Raw genomic sequence first — 20,323 nt, 5'->3', positions numbered from 1 at the left:
CCGACCTCGTGCCACCAGCAAGTGGCCAAGTATGAACCGCACCGTCGCACACAACAGCCGCACACAACAAGCAAAGCCGACCGGCGACAAGCGACCAGGTCCCCCATCCATTCCTGTTTATTTCCGTTTCATTCCACCTGCAAGGAACCACCATGACCTCCATCAAGACCCCCGCCGACCGCGACGACCTCCACCTCGACCCCCTCACCGGTGAGCCGGGCATGCATCCCGTGGGCACCGGCGCGGGTGCGGCAGGCGGCGCAGTGGCCGGTGCGGCCGTCGGCGCCATCGGCGGCCCGGCCGGCGCCGTGGCTGGCATGCTCGTGGGCGCCGTCGTCGGCGGCATGGGCGGCAAGGCCGTGGCCGAGCGCATCAACCCCACCGCCGAACACAGCCACTGGCAAAACGAGTTCACCCGCGAGCCCTATTACGAGCCGGGCCTGAGCTACGACCACTACGCGCCAGCCTACGAACTCGGGTGGAGCCGCCGCGCCACCGTGGACGACGAATTCGCGGCCGTCGAACCCTCGCTGGCGCAGGAATGGGAGGCGCGCCGCGGCGCCTCGTCGCTCACGTGGGAGCAGGCCCGCCCTGCGTCGCATGCTGCATGGGAGCGTGCCGACCGGCTGTACATGCGTGAGGAAGACATGTCGTTCCCCGCAACATCGGCCGACGCGTTGGGGGCAGCAGAAGGCGAGGGCGATGCCCTGTCGAACGACGACGTGGTCGACGTGCTGAACGACGTGCTCGAGAACACCCGCGACGGCGAAGCCGGCTTTCGCACCTGCGCGGAAGAAGTGGAGACCGCGAACCTGAAAGCGCTGTTCGCCACGCGAGCCGCGCAATGCCGCGAAGCTGCAGCGCAGCTCTCGCAGATCGTCGTCACCTATGGTGGCAAGCCCGCTGAAGGTGGCACGGCCTCCGGCGCGCTTCACCGCGGCTGGGTGCAGCTCAAGGCCGCCGTGGGCGCCAACAGCGAGCTGTCGATCCTGGAGGAATGCGAGCGCGGCGAAGACACAGCCGTCGCGCGCTATCGCAAGGCGCTCAAGCAGCGCCTGCCACTGGGCGTGCGCCAGGTGTTGCAGTCGCAGGCACAAGCCGCGCAGCGCAACCATGACCAGATCCGCGACCTGCGAAACGCGGCGCGCATGGCGGCTCGCACCTGATTGCAACGTGGGTGCGAGGTGAGCGCGGATGAAGCTTTGCATCCCTGGACGCAGGCGTTGGAAGGGGCGCGCTTCGGGGCGAAACGCCGCGTGCGTCCGCGCCTTCTCGGTGTCTCCTTTTTGCCTCCCTCCGCTTGTGCCTGCCGCCTAGGCGGCGCATGGGCGCCGTCCTACTCGCGGGGGAACCCGGTGTTCATACATTGCATTCACTGGAGCCGCAAAGGGTGGTTCCGCAGATCAATCAACTCCATGAGGGACTTCCCATGAAAAAGCATCTTCTCGTTCTCGCCATCGCTTCCAGCTGCTTCGCCATGACCGCCGCCAACGCGGCCGACGGCATGACCAAGGACCAGTACAAGGTCGCCAAGGAAAAAATCTCTGCCGACTACAAGGTCGCCAAGGCCAAGTGCGACACGCTGAAGGACAACGCCAAGGACGTGTGCGACAAGGAAGCCAAGGGCACCGAAAACGTCGCCAAGGCCCAGCTGGAGCAAGACTACAAGCCCACCGCCGGCCACGCCAAGAAGGTCGCCGAAGAAACCGCCACCATGAACTACAACGTGGCCAAGGAAAAGTGCGACGACCAATCGGGCGACGCCAAGAGCGCTTGCGTGAATCAGGCCAAGGCCGACCACGACAAGGCCAAGGCCGACATCAAGGCCATGAAGGGCTGAGCCGCTTCATGAGCAAAGAGGGCGCCCGCGGGCGCCCTTTTTTTATGCCTTGCTTTCGCCTCGCCTTTGCTCTTTCAGGAAGAGGCGTGCAGACAGAGGCGTTCACGCAGAGGCGTTCAAGCAGGGGCGTCCAGCCGATGGGCCAGGAAGAAGCGCAGCATTTCCTTGCTCGCGTCGACGCCGTCGGGCAGCGTGTAGCTGCCTTGTGCGCTGCCGCCCGACCAGGCATGGCCCGCGGCATGCACCCGCCAGTGCTCTGCGTCGCCGCGAGCCGCTGACGCTGCATACCGTGTGCGCGTGAAGCGGCGGCCTGAAGTCGATTGCCCATCGCTTGTCTCGCAGGGCGCAGAGCCCGCGACGATGGCCAGCCCGTTGTTCGCATGCACGGTCGTGTCGGCATCGCCGTGGAACACGATGGTCGGCGGCACGACAGCGGAGGTGGCGGTGGCCGCACGCGAAACGGGCGCGCCGGTCCGCATCGCATTCAGCGCAGACATCATGTCGTGCGCCGCGCCGTGCGGCAGTCCCGAATGCACGCCGACCGCCGCATACACGTCCGGATAGCAATGGCCCAGCACATCGGCCATCGCGCCGCCTGCCGACAGGCCCGCCACGTAGACACGCGATGCGTCCGCATGCTGCTGCGCGACGATGTGCTGCGTGAGCGCGGCCAGCAACGCCGGCTCGCCGCGCCCGCGCTGCTGGTGCGGTGTCTTGAACCAGTTCCAGCATTTCTGGCCATGCGCGCGCAGCGGCTGCTCGGGGTAGAGCACGATGGCGCCGCACGCGCGCGCGTGTTCGTTCATGCGCGTGCCGGCCGCGAAGTCGGCCGCGTCCTGCGTGCAGCCGTGCAGCATCACGACCAGCGGCCTGGGTGACGCGGGCTGCGACGTATTGCTCGCAGGAACGAAGAGCATGTAGTCGATGTCGCGGCCCTGGTGCGTGAAGCTCGCGCGGGTCCAGCTGTCGGTGGCGGCGTCGGGCTCGCGCGGCGGGGGCGACTGCTGCGCGTCGTCTGCCTTGCGATCGGTTTCGATCACGCGTGCCTCGATGTCGATCACATCGGCGTCGGCATCAGTGTTGGCGCTGGGCGATGCAGGGGCCGATGCATTCGGCGATGCGGCATGCGCCCCGGCACTGCCGCGCAGCGCGCGCTGTATCGCATCGGTGGCATCGGTCAGGCGGCCGGTGCGCGTGAGGTGGGCCGCCTCTTTCATCAGCCCCGCGAAAAGTGGATTCATGGGAAGGGCCCTGGTGGTGGATTTGATTGATTGGGTCGGTTCAGCGGATGCGCCCGGCCAGCGCGGTCTTCACGTCCGGCGAGGCGTGCAGCACGCCGAGCACGGTGAGCGAATCGATGGTGGCGGTGGCCAGCGCGGCGCTCACGTCCGGCGCAATCACGGCCAGGCCGAGCACGCGGATCTGCAGCGTCTCGCCCGCGGCGCGCACGGCCTCGAGATCCGCGGCCGAGAAGGTCTGCAGCCCCAGCACCAGCATCTTGCGAGACACGGCCTGGCGCAGCACGTCGGCATGGGAGGCGAGGTGCGTGCGGATGGCCGTGCGAATGAAGTCGGTGCGGTTCGAGTAGAAGCCCTCGGCCACCAGCAGGTCGACATGGCCCAGGTCGACGAAGCCCATGTTGATGGTGATTTTCTCGGACTCGGGTGTCTTGACGAGGGCGGGCGCTGGATGGTTCTTGGCAGGCATGCGCCATCCTATCACCATCTGTATGGATGGTAATGGGATGGCATAGAGATGGTTTTGTAAGACTTTGCGGCGCGGGTTTCGCTGACCCGCTGCTTACTGGCTGGTGAACACCAATACCGAGCGCCCGGTGACCAGGTACTCGTCCCTGGTCACCGCCTCGTCTTCCGTGCCCAGCGCCGCATCGGCCGTGTCCACCTTCAACGTCCATGCGCCGGCGGGCGGCGGGGGGAGCGTGAAGGGCACCGCGTCGTGCCAGGCGTTGAACACCAGCAGCACGCTCGCGTCGTGCGCCGCCACCGGAATGGCCGAGGCCGGCGCGCGGCCGTCGAGCAGCAGCGCGAAGGAGCGCGTTTGCGGGTCTTCCCACTGCGGCGCCTGCATTTCTTCACCCGCGGGCGTGTACCAGGTCGAGTCCTTGGCGCCGATGTCTTCGAAGAAGGCGCCGGCGAGGAAGCGGTTGCGCCGCAGCACCGGCAGGTCGCGGCGTAAGGCCAGCAGCCGCGCAGAGAACGCGGCCAGCGCGCGTCCGGCGTCGTTGCCCGCGGTGCCCCAGTCGACCCACGAGATCTCGTTGTCCTGGCAGTACGCGTTGTTGTTGCCCTGCTGCGTGCGGCCGAACTCGTCGCCGGCCAGCAGCATGGGCGTGCCCTGCGAGAGCAGCAGCGTGGCCAGCAGGTTGCGCTGCTGGCGCGCGCGCAGGGCGAGCACCGCTTCGTCGTCGCTGGGCCCTTCGACACCGCAGTTCCACGAGCGGTTGTCGGAGTGGCCGTCGCGGTTGTCCTCGCCGTTGGCCTCGTTGTGCTTGTCGTTGTAGCTCACCGTGTCGGCCAGCGTGAAGCCGTCGTGCGCGCTGATGAAGTTGACGCTGGCCCATGGCCTGCGCCCACGCTGGTTGAAGCGCTCGCCGCTCGCGGTGAGGCACTGGGCCAGCTTGCCCGCCATGCCTTCCGCGCCCTTCCAGTAGGCGCGCACGGTGTCGCGGAACTGGTCGTTCCACTCGGCCCAGCCCGGCGGAAAACCGCCGACCTGGTAGCCGCCGGGGCCGATGTCCCAGGGCTCGGCAACCAGCTTCACGCTGGAGAGCACCGGGTCTTGCCGGCAGCTCTTGAGAAAGCCGCCGCCTTCGTCGAAGCCGTGCGGCTCGCGCGCCAGGATGGTCGCCAGGTCGAAGCGGAAACCGTCGACGCGCATCTCCGTCACCCAGTAGCGCAAGCTGTCCATCACCATCTGCAGCACGCGCGGGTGGCTCAGGTTGACTGTGTTGCCGGTGCCCGTGTCGTTGATGTAGTAGCGCGGCCCCGGCCCGTCGCCGTCGGGCATCAGGCGGTAGTAGCTGGCGTTGTCGATGCCCTTGAAGGAAATGGTCGGCCCGAGCTCGTTGCCCTCGGGCGTGTGGTTGTAGACCACGTCCAGGATCACCTCGAGCCCGTGCGCATGGAAGCGGTCGACCATGTGCTTGAACTCGTCGATGTGCGGGCCGTCCATGTAGCGCGGGTCGAGCGCGAAGAAGCCGATGGTGTCGTAGCCCCAGAAGTTGGTGAGTTCCTTTTCGAGCAGCGACGACTGGTTGAGGAACATCTGCACCGGCAGCAGTTCCACGCTGGTCACGCCCAGCGCGCGGATGGGCGCGAGCACCTCGTCGCGCGCCATGCCGGCGAAGGTGCCGCGGAACTGCTCGGGCACCTGCGGGTGCTTCATGGTGAAGCCGCGCACATGGGTTTCGTAGAACACGGTTTCCTTCCATGGCACGCGCAGCGCGTCGGTCTGCGTCCACTCGAAGCGGGAGTCGACCACCACGCACTTGGGCATGAAGGGGGCGCTGTCGCGCTCGTCGAAGCTCAGGTCGCCGTCGGCGTGGCCCACGGTGTAGCCGAACACCTCGGGCCCCCACTTGAGCTCGCCCATGTAGGCCTTGGCGTAGGGGTCGAGCAGCAGCTTGTGGTGGTTGAAGCGGTGGCCCTTCTCAGGCTCGTAGGGGCCGTGCACGCGCAGGCCGTAGCGCGCGCCGGGCTGCAGGCCCGGCACGAAGCCGTGCCAGATCTCGTCGGTGTACTCGGGCAGCGTGACGCAGCCGATCTGCGTGGTGCCGGCCTCGTCGAAGATGCAGACCTGCACCTGCGTGGCATGGGCCGAGAACACGGCGAAGTTGACGCCGTCGCCGGTGAAGGTGGACCCGAGCGGGTGCGAAGTGCCTTCCAGCACGGTCAGGGGCTGTGCAGCGGAGGGGGTGTCGGCCATGGTGTGTGGGGAGGCGTGGTGGTGCGGGTTGCAGAAGGAAGCTGCAAAGTTTCCACGCCGGTGCCCGCGGCACCGGTAGTCAATGGCGCAGCCGCGCGTAGGCGGCGGACCCATCCGGCGCGCAGGTCGGGCAAAGGCGCTCGAATGAACGCGTTTTGAAAGGCCGCCGGGTTACCCTTTGAACGAAGCGGCACGGTGCCGGATTTCATTCTCAGGGGGTACGCGTTTGTTCACGACAGTGATCTTGTGGCTGATCGCCATCGGTTGGCTGGTGGCCAACGGCATGTGGGCCCAGAAGCCTTCGTCGGCGTATGCGCGGCGGCGTTCGGTGTGGGCTTGGGCGCTGGCGGGCGGCTGCGTCGGCGCGCTCGCGGGATGGGCCCTGGCGGCCTCTCCCTTTGCCGGCTCCCTGCTGGGGAGCGTGGTGGCCGGGCTGGTGGCAGGCCGGCTCACCAGGGCGCGGTCGAACGCGCCCTGAAGCTTTTTGCTTGTCTGTTCTTACTTGTCGTGGTGCAGGTACGAGGCCTGCTTCGGCAGCAGCAGGCTCACCAGGAAGGCCACGGCCATCATGCCGGTCACGTACCAGTAGAAGTACGACTCGTGGCCGATCGACTTCAGCCCCAGCGCCACGTACTCCGCGCTGCCCCCGAAGATCGCGTTGCCCACCGCGTACGACAGGCCCACGCCCAGCGCGCGGACTTCGGGCGGGAACATCTCGGCTTTCACGATGCCGCTGATCGAGGTGTAGAAGCTCACCACCGCCAGCGCCACGGTGATCAGCACGCCGGCCATCAGCGGGCTGGCCACGTTCTGCAGGCTGCTGAGCACGGGCACCGTCATCAGCGCGCCCAGCGCGCCGAACAGCAGCATGTTGGTGCGGCGGCCGATGCGGTCAGACAGGGCGCCGAACACCGGCTGCATGCACATGTAGATGAACAGGCAGGCCGTCATCACGTTGCTGGCCGTCTTGATCGACATGCCGGCCGAGTTCACCAGGTACTTCTGCATGTACGTGGTGAAGGTGTAGAAGATCAGCGAGCCGCCGGCCGTGTAGCCCAGCACCACCAGGAAGGCGCGCTTGTGGTGCGTGAACAGTTCGCGCATGGTGCCCGCGCCCTTGGCGGCGCGGGTCTTGTTGCTGGCGGTTTCGGTGAGCGTGCGGCGCAGCATCAGCGCCACCACGGCCGCCACGGCGCCCAGCACGAAGGGAATGCGCCAGCCCCAGCTCTTGAGCTCGGTGTCGTCCAGCAGCTGCTGCAGCACCACCACGACCACTACCGCCAGCAGCTGGCCGCCGATGAGCGTGACGTACTGGAACGACGAGAAGAAGCCGCGCTGGCCGCGCATGGCCACTTCGCTCATGTAGGTGGCGGTGGTGCCGTATTCGCCGCCGACCGACAGGCCCTGCAGCAGGCGCGCGGCCAGCAGCAGCGCGGGCGCGGCGGCGCCGATCTGCGCGTAGGTGGGCAGGCAGGCAATGATCAGCGAGCCCACGCACATCATCGTGACCGAGACCACCATCGAGGTCTTGCGGCCCTTGCGGTCGGCCAGCCGGCCGAACAGCCAGCCGCCCACCGGGCGCATCAGGAAGCCGGCCGCAAACACGCCGGCCGTGTTCAGCAGCTGCACGGTCGGGTCCGACTTGGGGAAGAATGCCGGCGCGAAATAGATCGCGCAGAAGGCGTACACGTAGAAGTCGAACCATTCGACCAGATTGCCCGACGATGCGGCAAAGATGGCGAAGATGCGCTTGCGTTTTTCTTCGAAGGTGTAGGGCGCGTTGGCGTCGGAGGTGTCCGCGCCGGCGCTGCCGGTGTTGGCGATGGTGGTCATGGGAGCAGTCCTTGTCGTCTCTGGCGGCGTCTGCCGCGCGGCCTCGGTGGCCGCGGGGAGCCGTACCGGCGAGTCTCTTCGGCGGCGGGGCGCTTGTCGTCCGTAGCCGGCCGGCGGGGGGCTACGTATCGGTACGCAAGGGTAAATACCTAGAAGACCCGGCAGCCGCCTCGCCCACGGGGGTGTTCACCAGGAGACCAGCGGCGACCGGTGCAGCCAGGCATCGCTGCTCACCTGGTCCAGCACAAAGCTCGCGGCGTCCGCCCTCGCGATGGTTCCCCCGTGGAAGCCCGAGAGGTCCGTGAAGGCGCGGACCACCGGCCCGGAGGCCTTGTCGTTGAGCACCGAAGGCCGCACCAGCACCCAGTCCAGCCCGCTCTGCCTGACCAGCGCTTCCTGCCGGTTCTTGTCGGCGTAGACCTTCTTCAACAGCGCCGGAAAAATCACGCGATCGAAGAAGAACCCGCCGTGCCCGACGCTGTCGCCTGCCCCCATGCCGGTGATGCACACCAGCCGCCTGACGCCTTCAGCCCGCATGGCACCGACGAGTGCGCGCGTCGACTCGGAGAGCGCCGTCACCTCCCGCAACGGGCTGGCCGGCGTGCCCAGCGCGCTGACCACGGCGTCCCTGCCCCGCAGGGCGTTGCGCAACGCACGCTCGTCGCGAGCGTCCCCGACGGTGACCGTCGCGCCCTCCAGGCCCGTCGCCTTCTCCAGCTTCTCGGGTGAGCGCACCAATACGTGAACGTCGTGTCCGCGCGCCAGCGCCTGCGCGACGATGAGCCGGCCCGTGCCGCCGGTGGCGCCGAGCACCAGCACGCTCCGGCGAGCCGGCCCGGTACCGGCAGGGGTTGCGGTCGAATAGATCATGAGGCGGTCCTTTCCTTGAGGTGGCTCGGGGCTCGGGCGCTCGCCCTTCAGGCCGAGGCGAAGGCCTCGGAAGCGAACTCGCGGTACGAGCGCAGGGGCCGCCCCAGCAGCGTCGCCAGCCGCTCCACATCGCCGGCCTGCGGGACCATTCCGTCCGACAGGAAGCGCTCGCTCATGAGGCGCATGTCGTACGCCATCCAGCCCAGCATGAAGTTCAGCAGGTTCTTCTCGAAGCCCGCGGTGTCGTCGCCGCCATAGGCCACGGCGCGACCCGTCACGGCGGACCAGATGCCGGCGACGTCGGCACCCGTCAGCGTGTCGGGGCCCACCAGGTTGATGCGCTTGAGCGGCAACGGCTTCGAGGTGCCGCGCTCCAGCAGCTCGACGGCGGCGATCTCCGCGATGTCGCGCGTGTCGATCATCGCGAGGCCCTTGGCGCCGATGGGCATCGGGTACACGCCGTGCCCGAGCACCACGTCCTTGATGGTCAGGTCGTTCTGCATGAAGTAGGCCGGCCGCAGGATGGTGGCGCCGAAGCCCATCTGCTCGAGCATTCGCTCGACGCCGAACTTGCCCGCGAAGTGGGGCACGTTGAGGTACTTGTCGCTGTGGATCACCGACAGGTACACGACACGCTCTATTCCCGCTTCTCGCGCCAGGTTCAGCGTGACCAGGGCCTGGGTGAATTCGTCGGGCACCACGCCGTTGAGCAGGAACAGGGTGGTCACGCCGGCTAGGGCACGGCGCAGCGCCTGCACGTCCAGCAGGTCGCCCTGCACGACCTCGACCCCCGCGGGGAAGCTGGCCTTGGATGGATCGCGCACCAGTGCGCGCACTGCCGCACCGCGTTCGACGAGTTGCTGGACGACCTGGCGGCCGATGTTGCCGCTGGCGCCGGTGATAAGGATGGTCATGGAATTGCTCCGGTTCGTTGAAGGAGCCTCGATCTTCAAAGTTCCAGGGGCGGACCGATAGCCTCTATATTTAGACACCTCGTCTCACTGTTGGAACACATGGACTTCCTCGCCCTCACCGACTTCAACCTCGTGGCGCGCCATGGCGGCTTCGGGCGCGCTGCCCGGGAATCCGGGCGGCCGAAGGCCACGCTGTCGCGGCGGGTCGCCGACCTGGAACGCGGGCTCGACCTGCGTCTGTTCGAGCGGGGTGCGCGCACGCTGAAGCTCACCGAGGAAGGGCGCGCGCTCTACGAGAGAACCTCCGTGCTGCTGATCGAAATTGACGAGACCGCGGCGGCCATCGCGGCCGGCGGCGGTGCGCCGCGCGGCAGGCTGAGGGTGAGCGCGCCGCTGCTTTTTTCGCAAGCCGCGATGGGCAAGCTCGCCGCGGGCTTCGCCGCGAGGTACGGCGACGTGCGGCTCGAGGTCACCACGGAGGACCGGGCGGTCGACATGGTCGAGGAGGGCTACGACCTGGTGATTCGCGTGAACCCCGACCCCGACGCGCGGCTGGTCGGGCGGGTCTTCTTGAGGGACCGGCTCGTCGTGGTCGCAGCGCCGGAACTGACGCGGCCCAAGGGCACCGTGCCGGTCCCGGCGGTGGTGCGCGGCGGCGGCACGGGCGACCAGAACTTGTCATGGGAGATGACCGGTGCGTCAGGCACGAAGCGCATCGCCGTGGAGCCTGTGCTGCACCTGTCGTCGTTGTTCATGGTGCGCGACGCGGTCAGGGCGGGCGTCGGCGTCGCGCGCCTGCCGTTGTCGCTGGTCACGCACGACCTGGCCGCGGGAAAGCTGGTGCATTGGGGCGATGTGGAGGGGCCCGAGATCGCGCTGTGGGCGCTGTACCCGTCGCGCCGGTTGCTGAGCACGCGGGTCTCCGTGTTCCTGGATTTCCTTAAAGAGTGCTTTCCCACCGGGGCGCCTGACGAGCTGGCGGCGTTCATCGATTGAAATTCGCGGACGCAATGCTCCGAGCGTTCACTTGCCGGATGTCGTCCCCGCCCGACCCCGCCTACATGCCGGCACACGCATGGCTCACCACAGGAGAAGCTCCAGCAGCGCCAGCCAGCGGCTCAGGTTGCAGCTCGACACGGAAAACGCAGGAATACGGCGGCCACCGGTTGGACCGCTGGCTGGTGCATTCCAGCGCCGCCTTCTCGCCGGACGCCGCTTGCGTGCCTGCGCTGCAGGCGTAGCCATTCGCCGCCAACGTCCGGGCGAGCCTGTCGGTCGGTTGTCCCTTGGCCGAGGCCAGGATGGCGTCGAGCCGTTGGCCTTCTTTCACCTCGACGGAGGCGCATCCGCTTGTCACTAGCAGCACCGTGGAAAAGACCAGCACGGGCCAAGCTGCCGGGAAACGCCGTGAAGAATTTGCTGCTGGCATAGGTTCAGGTTTGCGATTGGTGAGAGGTTCCGGCCGCTAGCCGGCTTGGCGAACCCGCTGCAGCGCACGCTCCCCGGCCCGAGCGGCCTGCGGATGCCGATGCGCCGCGCACAGCTGCGCAACCGGCAACAGCGCAGGCGACGGACGCTTCGCGATCTCGTTCGCCACGGCCTCGCCGAGAAAGAAGTCTTCGTCCTGCACGAGCCGCTGCAGCAAATCGATGTCCGCGAGGTCCAGCGATGGAACCAGGCAAACCACCACATCGCTCAGTTCGTCGGAGGCGAGCAGGCCGCGAACGAATGCGCCCAGCGCGCCCTGGTCTTGCGCGACCGGCGATTGCGCGGGATGCAGGTCGGTCACGTCGACATCGCTTTCACGCGCCTCGTGAACGGCGGCCAGAAAGGCCACGCCGGAGTCGAACACGACGCGCGTGTCGGCGTCGTGCGCGAGGAAGAGCACGCTTCCGGCGAGGGGCGAGCGGGTCACCAGAACGTGGTGGTCGCTCGTGTCGGCATCGTCCAGCACGTAGCCGCCCAACTGCGCAACGACGGGGTGGTAGGCGAAGCGCTCGCTTTGCTCGCGCACCGCAGGTTCGGGGAGAAGGGCCGAGCCCTCACCGTCGAACAGTGCGAGCGCATCGAAGTAGGCCTGCAGCACCGCCGCCGCAGACCCGTCCGGGTGCTGCTGCCCGTCGTCACCCTCGGGCAACTTGTCGAAGAAAGAACTCGCCATGGTCCAACGCCTCCCGATGTCACGACAACCGACCGACAAACTGACAAACAGAACAAGGCCCTACAGCCCATGCTCCCGCAGGAACCTGTCGAGCTGGTGGCTGTTCGACAGCCCCAGCTTCGCGAACACATGCGCCCGGTGGGTTTCCACCGTGCGCTGCTCCAGCGGCGCGAGCTCCAGGGCAATCTGCTTGTTCGGCTTGCCCTCGGCCACCAGCCGCGCGACCTGCATCTCGCGCGGGGTGAGCTTGTTCCACAGGGCCTGCGCCGCCTGGCGGGCCTGCTGCCGCACGGCGATGTCGCCGGCCTGCTGCAGCGCCTTGGCGATGCTCTCGAGCAGGCGCTCGTCGTTGCACGGTTTCTCCAGCCAGCCGAAGGCGCCGTTCTGCACGGCCTCCACGGCCATGGGAATGTCGCCGTGGCCGGACAGGAAGATGACCACCAGCGGGCTGTGCTGCGCGCGCAGCGCGTCGAACACCTGCAGGCCGCTCACGCCCTCCATGCGCAGGTCGAGGATGACGCAGCCCGCGCGCTGCAGGTCGGCGCCCGCCAGAAAGGCCTCGCCCGACGCAAAGGTCTGCACCGCGTAGCCGCGCGACAGCAGCAGCAGGCCGAGCGAACGGCGCACGGCCTCGTCGTCGTCCACCACGCAGAGGTTGTTGGCCAGGGGGTTGATGGCGTTGGCTGCGTTCATGGCGGTGAGATCTCCAGCGCAAGGGTGAAAACGGTGCCGCCGCCGGGCCGGTCGGCAAAAGACAGCCGGCCCCGGTGGGCCTCCACGATGGTGCGGCAGATGTTCAGGCCCAGCCCCAGCCCGCCGGCCTTGGTGGTGAAGAAGGGCGCGAACACCTGCTCGGCCAGCGCGGCGTCGATGCCGGGGCCGTGGTCGGCCACGCGAATGTGCACGCGGGCGTCGAGCAGCTCGGCCTCTATCTCCACCACGCGCTGTTCCACCGGCGTGGCTTGCATGGCCTGCAGGCTGTTGGACACCAGGTTGAGCAGCACCTGCTCCAGCAGCACGCGGTCGCCGCGCACCGGCGGCAGGGCGGCGGGCATGCGCACCTCGGCGCGCGCCTGGCGCTGGCGCATCTCGCCCTGCAGCAGCGCCAGCGCGTTGGCCACCAGCGCGTTCACGGCGCAGTCTTCGGTGCCCACGGTGCGCTGGCGCACGAAGCCGCGAATGCGCCGCACGATCTCGGCGCTGCGCTGGGCCTGCGCCATGGTCTCGTCGAGGCTGCTCACCAGCAGCGGCTGGTTGCCCTGTTCCGCGAAGGCCTTGGCCGCGCTGGCGAAGTTGCTCAGCGCCATCAGCGGCTGGTTGAGTTCGTGGGCCAGGGTGGAGGCCATTTCTCCCAGGCTGGCCAGGCGCTGCGCGTGCTGCAGCTGCTCGTCGTTCTGGCGCTGGCGCAGCTCGGCGCGCTTTTGCTCGGTGATGTCGACCACCGAGCTCATCCAGCCGCTGTGCGCGCCGTCGGCGTCGATCAGCGGCGCCGTGTAGACCATGGTGATCACCTCGCGCCCGTCGCGGTGCCGCAGGCGCGACTCGAAGCCCGAGCGCGCGGGCTGGCCGCTCATCATGGCGTCATAGTGGTGCCAGTGCTGCGTCACGTCGTCGGGGTGCCAGTAGGGGTAGGGCGGCAGCTTGCCGAGCAGCTCGTCGGCGCCGTAGCCGGTCATGTCGCAGAAGGCCGGGTTGACGTAGGTGATGCGGCCCTCGCGGTCGCGCGCGCGCATGCCGACCAGCAGTGAGTCTTCCATCGCCTTGCGAAAGGCGTGCGCCTCGTCCAGCGCATGGGTACGCTCGCGCACGCGCAGCTCCAGGTCGCGCCGCGCGTCGCGCTGCTCGGCAAAGCGACGCTCGCGCAGCCGCCAATACAGGCCGCCCAGCAGCAGCACGCCGGCGCACAGCAGGCCCAGCATCCAGGCGCGCTCGCGGGCGCGGCTCACCTCGGCGTGGTCGGCCATGACGGTCAGCGTCCAGCCCAGGTCGGGCAGCGGCTCGTCGACGGCCAGGAAGCGGCGCGGCTTGCCCGCGATGTCGGTGCGCACCAGGTAGCCGGGCTGGTCGTCGCTGCGCTCCACCTTCCAGGGCAACGCCGCGAAGCGGGTGCGCGCGCCGTACTGCTGGTCGCGCCGCACGCGGTCGAGCTCGGCCGGGGCGATGTCGCGCGTGGTCTGGTAGAGCCACGAAGGCACCGAGCTCAGGAACACCACGCCGCGCGCGTCGGTCAGCAGGATGGGGTCGCGCACGAAGGTCCAGGCCTCCTGCAGCTGGCGCAGGCTGACCTTGACGGTGACCACGCCCAGCACCGCGCCAGCCGCGCCGCCGCCGGTGCCACCCCCTGTGCCACCCTCCGCGCGCACCGGCGCCGAGATGAACAGCCCCGGCTCCCCCGTGGTCTGCCCCACGCCGTAGAACATGCCGCCGCGGCCTGCGCGCGCGTCGATGAAGTAGGGCCGGTTGGCATACGACTCGCCCACGAAGCTCTGCGGCGTGGCCCAGTTGCTGGCCGCCAGCGTCGTGCCGTTCAGGTCGATGAGGTAGAGCGCGTCGGAGCCCGCCTGGCGGTTGACCTCCTCGATGTAGAGGTTGGCGCGCTGCCGCACCGCGGCGTCCTGCGGGTGGGCCAGCGCGGCCAGCACCTCGGGGTGCAGGCCGGTGGTGAACGGCAGGTAGTTGTATTTGCCGGCCGAGTCGCGCAGGCCGAGCACGTGCACTTCCATGGCGCGGCGGATGGAGTCGGCCTGAAAGTTCGCCTCGCGCGTCGCGGCCCATTGGGCGGCCAGGCCGATGAGCAGCAGGGCCAGGGCGAGCGCGGCGGCCCAGGGGGCGAGCTTGCGCAGGCGCGTGCGGCGAAAGCGCGCGGGGGCTGGCGCGCTATCTGGCGTCGACTCGGGCGCTAGCTCGGGCGTCGGCTCTGACGAAGGGGGCAGGGTGGGCGGCATGGTGGAGGAGGCCGACCGGCGCGGCGAGCCGGAATTTTGCCCTGCCGCCGTGTCAAGCCTGCGCGGCTGCCGCCCACTCCCTCGCGATGTCCGCCACGTCGTGCTCGCCCAGCCCCGGTGCGCTCGCCCGAATGCTGCCCGGCGTGCGCGAGAAACCGGTCGGAATCCCCAGCATCTGCAGCGCGCCTTCCGTCGGGTGCGCGTGCGACTGCACCAGCCCGCTGTCGTGCAGGTGCGGGTCGGCCATCACGCCTTCCATCGACAGCACCTGCGAATGCGGAATGTCCGCGTCCGCCAGCAAGTCCAGCCACTGCGCGGTGGTGCGTTGCAGCACCAGGTCGGCCAGCATGCCGTACAGCGCGTGGATGTTGCGGCTGCGCTGCGCCGGCTCCATGTACCGCGGGTCTTCGGCCACCTCGGGCCGGCCCGCCAGCAGAAAGAAGCGCTGCCATTGCGCGGTGGTGTAGGGCAGCAGGGCGATGAAGCCGTCCTGCGTCTGGTAGGGCCGGCGCGCGCTGGAGAGCAGGCGCTCGTAGCCCATCGGCCCCTCGGGCGGCGCGAAGGTGTGGCCCGCCAGGTGTTCCACCATGGTGAAGGCCGCCAGCGTCTCGAACATTGGCACCTCGACGGCCTGCCCCAGCCCCGAGCGCTCGCGCTCGTACAGCGCCATCGCCACGGCATAGGCCACGGTGAGGCCGGCGGTCTTGTCGGCCACGATGGTGTTCACGTAGGCCGGGTGCCCCGTCTGCGCATTCGCCTGCACGGCCGCGAGCCCGCTCATGGCCTGGATGATGTCGTCGAACGCGGGCCGGCCCGCATAGCGGCCCTTCTCCGAGAAGCCGACCGCCGCGCAGTAGACGAGCCGCGGGTTCAGCGCGCGCAGCGTGGCGTCGTCCAGCCCAAGGCGCGCCATCGACTTTGGCCGCACGTTCGACACGAACACGTCGGCATGGCGCACCAGCGCGCGCAGCCGCTCGGCGTCGGCGGGCGACTTCAGGTCGAGCACCACGCTGCGCTTGTTGCGGTTGAGGTTCAGAAAGGGCGCGCCCATGCCCGCATGCCGCGCGGGCGCCACGTGACGGAACACGTCGCCGTCCTTCGACTCGACCTTGACCACGTCGGCGCCCATGTCGCCCAGGATCTGCGTGGCATAGGGGCCCATGGCGACCGAGGTCAGGTCGATCACGCGCACGCCACTCAGCGGGCCGCTCATCGTGCGTCCTGCGCTGGCTGCGCAGCCTGTGCTATTTGCACCGCTTGCCCCACCGGCATCGCCAGCACGCGCACCGCGCGCTCCACGCCGGGGCCGTAGGCGATGCCGCTCGCGCTCATGGCCGCCTCGACGCCGGCCAGGCAGCCCAGCACCATCGGCGCGTTCAGGTCGCCCAGGTGGCCGATGCGAAAGATCTTCCCCGCGAGCGCGCCCAGCCCGCCCGCGATGCCGACCTGGAAGCGCTCGCGCGCCAGCGTGCGCAGCGCCTCGGGGTCGATGCCCGCTCGCACCGCGACGGTGGTGACCGACACCGAGCGGTGCGCGGGCGTGCGCACGTGAAAGCCCACGTCGCCGCGCTCGCTCCAGCCCTCCACCGCCGCCTGCACCGCCTGCGCCAGGTGGCGGTGGCGCGCAACGACCTGCGCCAGCCCTTCGGCGAACACCAGGCCCAGCGCCGCCTCCAGCCCCATTAGCAGGTTCTGCGGCGGCGTGCCGCAGAACTTGCGGTAGCTCAGCTCACTCTTGCGGCGCATCCAGTCCCAGTAGACGCGCGGCGTGGGGTTGGCTTGCGCGACGCGCAGCGCCTTCTCGTTCACGGCCACGAAGCTCAGGCCCGGCGGCACCATCAGCGCCTTCTGCGAAGCGCCGATGGCCACGTCGACGCGCAGCGCGTCCATGTCGAAGCGCGCGGCCGCCAGCGAGGCCACCACGTCGACCACCAGCAGCGCGGGGTGCGCGGCGGCGTCGATGGCGTCCCTGAAGGCCTGCATGTCGCTGGTCACGCCGCTGCCGGTGTCGGTGTGCACCACGAACACCGCGACGATCTCGCGCGCGGCGTCGGCGCGCAGCAACTGCTCGACCGCGCGCGGGTCGGCGCCGTGGCCTTCCTCGCAGGCGGTGCGGCGCACGCGCACGCCCATGCCCTCGGCATGCAGCGCCCAGGCCTCCGAGAAGGTGCCGCTGCCCACCACCACCACGCACTCGCCCGGCGCCGCCAAGTTGCTGATGGCCGCCTCCCAAGCGCCGTGGCCGTTCGCCGCATACATGAACACGTCGGAGCGCGCCGTGCCGAACACGCGCCGCAGGCCCTGCTCGCAGTTGGCGATGAGGGTGTCCAGCGCGGGGTCGCCGAGTTCCAGTGGCTGGGTGCCCATGGCATCGACCACCTGAGGGGGCAACCGCGTGGGGCCGGGCGCGTGGAGGAACACGCTGCCGGGGATGCGGGGAAGGGAAACAGAAGAGCGAGCGGAAGCGGAGGGGTTCAAGGCGGTCGTCCTGAAAAGAGAAAGCACTTCGTGCCGATCTGTGCACGAAGCTTGCTTAAATGAATCGTATAGCAAGTTATGTGTATTGCTAAAAGATACTTAACGCACATGGTGCACCACGATGAGGCTTTTCCACAGGTGGGTTTGTACCAATGGGCTGCGGATTGCTCTTCGCCGGCAAACATGGGAATATATCAATATGCACTATCCAAAGATCGCAATGCAATACTTTAGCCGCGAGGCCCGCGCATGAACGTGCTCTCGCCCACCGATTACGACGCTCTCGACGGCCTGGCAATGGCCCAGCTGCTGGCGGAGCGCGAACTCAGCTCGCAGGCGCTGATGCAGGCCGCCACCGACGCCGCACGCCGCCATGCGGACCTCAACGCGCTGACCTACGAGCGCTTCGACGAATCGCTGGCGCTGGCGCGCGACTGGCAGCCGCGCGGCGTGTTCGGCGGCATTCCCTTCCTGCTGAAGGACTCGGGGCTCGCGGCCACGCGCTTTCCGTCGAGCATCGGTTCGCGCCTGCTCGACGACACCACCTACACCGTGAACGCCACGCTGACCGAGCGCTTCGAGCAGGCTGGCCTGATCTCGTTCGCGCGCTCCACCGTGTCCGAGCTGTGCATGGGTCCGTCGACCGAGGCCGTGCGCAACGGCGGCGCCACGCTCAACCCCTGGGACCGCACCCGTTCCGTGGGCGGCTCCAGCGGCGGCGCGGCAGCCGCGATTGCGGCGGGCATCGTGCCGGTGGCGCACGGCAGCGACGGCGGCGGCTCCATCCGGCTGCCGGCCGCCTGCTGCGGCGTGTACGGGCTGAAACCTTCGCGCGGCCGCGTGCCGATGGGCCCGTTCCGCGGCGAAGGCTGGGGCGGCATGGCGGTGGACGGCGTGCTCACGCGCACCGTGCGCGACACGGCCGCGGCCATGGACGCCATCAGCGGCTACGAAACCGGCGCGCCCTACGCGTCGCCGCCCAAGGCGGGCAGCTACCTCGACCTGATTGCGCGCCCACCCGAGCGGCCCTTGCGCATCGGCGTGTGGCGCCAGGCGTGGAACGACATCGCCATCGCGCCCGAATGCCTGGCCGCCGTGGACCGCACCGCGGCGCTGTGCCGCGACATGGGCCACGAGATCGTCGAGGTGCCGCTGCCCGACATCGACTACGAAGCCTTCGTGCGCGCCCACGGCACGGTGCTGGCGTCGAACATCGCCATGGCGGTCGACACGCGCGTGAAGCTGCGGGGCCGGCCGCTGGCGCAAGGCGACATCGAGGAAGTGATCCACGACGGCTACGCCGTCGGCAAGGCGCTGGCCGCCACGCAGTACGTGGAAGCCATCCAGCGCTTCCATGCCATCGGCCGCGCCTTCGAGGCGGCGATGAACGGATGCGACATCGTCATCAGCACCACGCTCACACAATTGCCGGCCAAGCTCGGCGAGCTCGCGCTCACGGGCGGCTTCTGGAACTTTCGCACCAAGGTGTCGCGCTACGCCACCTTCCTGGCCGTCATCAACGCCTCGGGCCAGCCCGCGGCGACGCTGCCGATGAACCGCACCGCGCAGGGCGTGCCCGTCGGCACGCAGCTCATCGGCCATTTCGGGCGCGAAGACCAGGTGCTGGCGCTGTCGGCGCAGCTCGAACGCGCGGCGCCTTGGGCCCACGTGCGGCCGGCGCAGCGCTGACCTGCCGAGCGCCTTCGCATTCGCTGCATCACTGCATTCACCTTTCCATTCATCAAGGATCCGCATGAAGAAGAACCTGCTCCTCGCCGCCGTCGCCCTGTGCGCGGCGATGGTCTTGCCGGCCGCCCCCGTGTTCGCCAAGGACACCAAGGACGACGTTGCCGTGAAGGTCGTCATGCACGCTCCCCTGCGCGTGCTCGACCCCATCTTCACCAACGCCTACATCACCCGCAACCACGGCTACCTGGTGTTCGACACGCTGTTCTCGCTCGACAGCGAAGGCAAGCCGCAGCCGCAGATGGTCGGCAGCTACAAGCTGTCGCCCGACAAGCTCACCTACTCCTTCACGCTGCGCCCGGGCCTGAAGTTTCATGACGGCTCGCCCGTCACCTCGGAAGACGTGATCGCCTCGCTGCAACGCTGGGCCGCGCGCGACGTGCTGGGAACGCGCCTGCTGGCCGTGACCGAGAAGATGGCCGCGGTCGACGCCGGCACGTTCACGCTGCAGCTGAAGAAGCCCTACGGTCTGGTGCTCGACTCGCTCGCCAAGCCCGGCTCGCCGGTGCCTTTCATCATGCCCAAGCGCCTGGCCGCCACGTCGCCGAACGAGGCCATCACCGAGATGGTCGGCTCCGGCCCGTACAAGTTCGTGCAGGGCGACTTCCTGCCTGGCGTGAAGGCCACCTACGTGAAGTTCGCCGACTATGTGCCGCGCAGCGAGCCGGCCAGCAATTTCGCCGGCGGCAAGGTGGTGAACATCGACCGCCTTGAGGTCGTCAACATCGCCGACGGCCAGACCGCGGTGAACGCGTTGCGCAACGGCGAGATCGACTTCATCGAGAACGTCGCGCCCGACCTGCTGCAGCAGTTCGACGGCGTGAAGGGCGTGAAGACCGAGCCCAAGAGCCGCGAGACCAACATGTACACGCTGCGCATGAACTGGATGCAGCCCCCGTTCGACAACGTGAAGGTGCGCCGCGCCGCCATGGCCGCGCTCTACCAGCTCGACTACCTCGATGCCTCCATCGGCGACCCCAAGCGCTACCGCGTGTGCGGCGCGGTGCTGACCTGCTCGTCGCCCTACAAGAGCGACGAGGGCGCCACGCAGGTGCACAAGCCCGACCTGGCCAAGGCCAGGCAGATGCTGAAAGACAGCGGCTACAAGGGAGAGAAGGTGGTGGTGCTGCACTCCACCGACGTGCGCAGCCTGGTCAACATCGCGCCCATCACCGCGCAGGCGCTGCGCAGCATCGGCATGAACGTCGACATGCAGGCCATGGACTTCACCACGCTGCTGGCGCGCCGCACCAAGAAAGACCCGGTGGACAAGGGCGGCTGGAGCATCTTCCAGTCGAGCATCGTGGTGCTCGACCTGATCAACCCGGTGGTCAACCCCAACCTGGACGGCCGCGGCGAAGTCGGCTACCCCGGCTGGACCAAGGACGACACCATGGAAGGCCTGCGCGACCAGTTCGCCAGCGAGACCGACGCGGCCAAGCGCGCGCAGATCGCCCAGGCCATCCAGAAGCGCGCCTACGACCAGGTCATGTACGTGCCGCTGGGCGAGGTCATCGAGTACAAGGCCTACGACGCGAAGATGGGCAAGCTCGTGGACGCGCAGTTGCCCCTGTTCTGGTCGAGCAAGTGA

18 protein-coding genes are annotated in these 20,323 nt (G+C 68.6%); 6 read left to right on the top strand and 12 right to left on the bottom strand.

From position 1 onward, the window contains the following. Positions 1-152: 152 nt before the first annotated feature. Together QTI51_RS35000 and QTI51_RS34995 are read left to right on the top strand one after the other, a co-directional pair. Entirely contained in the window at positions 153-1,166 is a 1,014-nt protein-coding gene (locus QTI51_RS35000; protein WP_286517600.1) for a ferritin-like domain-containing protein, read from the top strand. A 263-nt stretch (positions 1,167-1,429) separates the two neighbouring features. Continuing rightward, entirely contained in the window at positions 1,430-1,840 is a 411-nt protein-coding gene (locus QTI51_RS34995) for a hypothetical protein (RefSeq protein ID WP_116913911.1), read from the top strand. A 116-nt stretch (positions 1,841-1,956) separates the two neighbouring features. Here QTI51_RS34995 and QTI51_RS34990 read toward each other — a convergent pair whose 3' ends face one another. From QTI51_RS34990 to glgX, 3 genes are all read right to left on the bottom strand, one after another. After that, positions 1,957-3,081, bottom strand: coding sequence for an extracellular catalytic domain type 1 short-chain-length polyhydroxyalkanoate depolymerase (locus tag QTI51_RS34990; protein WP_286517597.1), 1,125 nt, complete (start codon positions 3,079-3,081; stop codon positions 1,957-1,959). A 40-nt stretch (positions 3,082-3,121) separates the two neighbouring features. After that, a complete protein-coding gene (locus QTI51_RS34985) occupies positions 3,122-3,547 on the bottom strand; it encodes a ribbon-helix-helix domain-containing protein (protein ID WP_116913909.1) in 426 nt (141 codons plus the stop codon). A gap of 93 nt (positions 3,548-3,640) precedes the next feature. After that, positions 3,641-5,785, bottom strand: coding sequence for a glycogen debranching protein GlgX (glgX, locus tag QTI51_RS34980; protein ID WP_286517595.1), 2,145 nt, complete (start codon positions 5,783-5,785; stop codon positions 3,641-3,643). Between the two features lie 226 nt (positions 5,786-6,011). On the opposite strand from glgX, the gene QTI51_RS34975 reads away from it, so the two are divergent. Next, positions 6,012-6,263 (top strand): hypothetical protein, encoded by a 252-nt coding sequence (locus QTI51_RS34975; RefSeq protein WP_286547690.1) that lies wholly within the window; start codon positions 6,012-6,014, stop codon positions 6,261-6,263. A gap of 20 nt (positions 6,264-6,283) precedes the next feature. On the opposite strand, the gene QTI51_RS34970 is transcribed toward QTI51_RS34975, so the two are convergent. The 3 genes from QTI51_RS34970 to QTI51_RS34960 form a co-directional block, all read right to left on the bottom strand. Next, positions 6,284-7,618 carry an MFS family transporter gene (locus QTI51_RS34970; protein WP_116913906.1) on the bottom strand — a complete coding sequence of 445 codons (1,335 nt, stop codon included), beginning with the start codon at positions 7,616-7,618 and terminating at the stop codon, positions 6,284-6,286. A 186-nt stretch (positions 7,619-7,804) separates the two neighbouring features. Beyond that, positions 7,805-8,488: an NAD(P)-dependent oxidoreductase gene (locus tag QTI51_RS34965; protein WP_286517593.1), complete on the bottom strand. Its 684-nt coding sequence runs from the start codon at positions 8,486-8,488 to the stop codon at positions 7,805-7,807. 47 nt (positions 8,489-8,535) lie between these two features. After that, complete coding sequence (locus QTI51_RS34960; RefSeq protein ID WP_286517592.1) at positions 8,536-9,402, bottom strand: SDR family oxidoreductase; 867 nt, start codon at positions 9,400-9,402, stop codon at positions 8,536-8,538. Between the two features lie 99 nt (positions 9,403-9,501). Here QTI51_RS34960 and QTI51_RS34955 point away from each other — a divergent pair, with 99 nt between their 5' ends. Beyond that, on the top strand, positions 9,502-10,398 hold the full coding sequence (locus QTI51_RS34955) for a LysR family transcriptional regulator (protein WP_286517591.1): 897 nt from the start codon (positions 9,502-9,504) through the stop codon (positions 10,396-10,398). Positions 10,399-10,459: 61 nt separating this feature from the next. On the opposite strand, the gene QTI51_RS34950 is transcribed toward QTI51_RS34955, so the two are convergent. The 6 genes from QTI51_RS34950 to QTI51_RS34925 form a co-directional block, all read right to left on the bottom strand. Continuing rightward, positions 10,460-10,786: a hypothetical protein gene (locus tag QTI51_RS34950; RefSeq protein WP_286517590.1), complete on the bottom strand. Its 327-nt coding sequence runs from the start codon at positions 10,784-10,786 to the stop codon at positions 10,460-10,462. 81 nt (positions 10,787-10,867) lie between these two features. Continuing rightward, positions 10,868-11,563 carry a hypothetical protein gene (locus QTI51_RS34945; RefSeq protein ID WP_286517588.1) on the bottom strand — a complete coding sequence of 232 codons (696 nt, stop codon included), beginning with the start codon at positions 11,561-11,563 and terminating at the stop codon, positions 10,868-10,870. A gap of 60 nt (positions 11,564-11,623) precedes the next feature. Further along, the gene (locus QTI51_RS34940; RefSeq protein WP_116913932.1) at positions 11,624-12,238 is read right to left on the bottom strand and encodes a response regulator transcription factor; all 615 of its coding nucleotides are present in this window, start codon (positions 12,236-12,238) and stop codon (positions 11,624-11,626) included. Between the two features lie 14 nt (positions 12,239-12,252). Then, positions 12,253-14,508, bottom strand: a complete 2,256-nt coding sequence (locus QTI51_RS34935) for an ATP-binding protein (RefSeq protein WP_286517585.1) — start codon at positions 14,506-14,508, stop codon at positions 12,253-12,255. 52 nt (positions 14,509-14,560) lie between these two features. Beyond that, positions 14,561-15,721, bottom strand: a complete 1,161-nt coding sequence (locus QTI51_RS34930) for a CaiB/BaiF CoA transferase family protein (RefSeq protein WP_286517583.1) — start codon at positions 15,719-15,721, stop codon at positions 14,561-14,563. Next, positions 15,718-16,986 (bottom strand): pyridoxal-phosphate-dependent aminotransferase family protein, encoded by a 1,269-nt coding sequence (locus QTI51_RS34925; RefSeq protein WP_286517582.1) that lies wholly within the window; start codon positions 16,984-16,986, stop codon positions 15,718-15,720. Before QTI51_RS34925 ends, QTI51_RS34930 begins: the two co-directional genes overlap by 4 nt. Positions 16,987-17,235: 249 nt before the next feature. On the opposite strand from QTI51_RS34925, the gene QTI51_RS34920 reads away from it, so the two are divergent. Then, complete coding sequence (locus QTI51_RS34920) at positions 17,236-18,675, top strand: amidase (protein ID WP_286517581.1); 1,440 nt, start codon at positions 17,236-17,238, stop codon at positions 18,673-18,675. A 64-nt stretch (positions 18,676-18,739) separates the two neighbouring features. Further along, positions 18,740-20,323 (top strand): ABC transporter substrate-binding protein, encoded by a 1,584-nt coding sequence (locus tag QTI51_RS34915; RefSeq protein WP_286517580.1) that lies wholly within the window; start codon positions 18,740-18,742, stop codon positions 20,321-20,323.

It is taken from the genome of Variovorax sp. J22G73, from assembly GCF_030317035.1.
Taxonomy (GTDB): domain Bacteria; phylum Pseudomonadota; class Gammaproteobacteria; order Burkholderiales; family Burkholderiaceae_C; genus Variovorax.
This window is presented reverse-complemented; position numbering and strand designations above follow the sequence as displayed.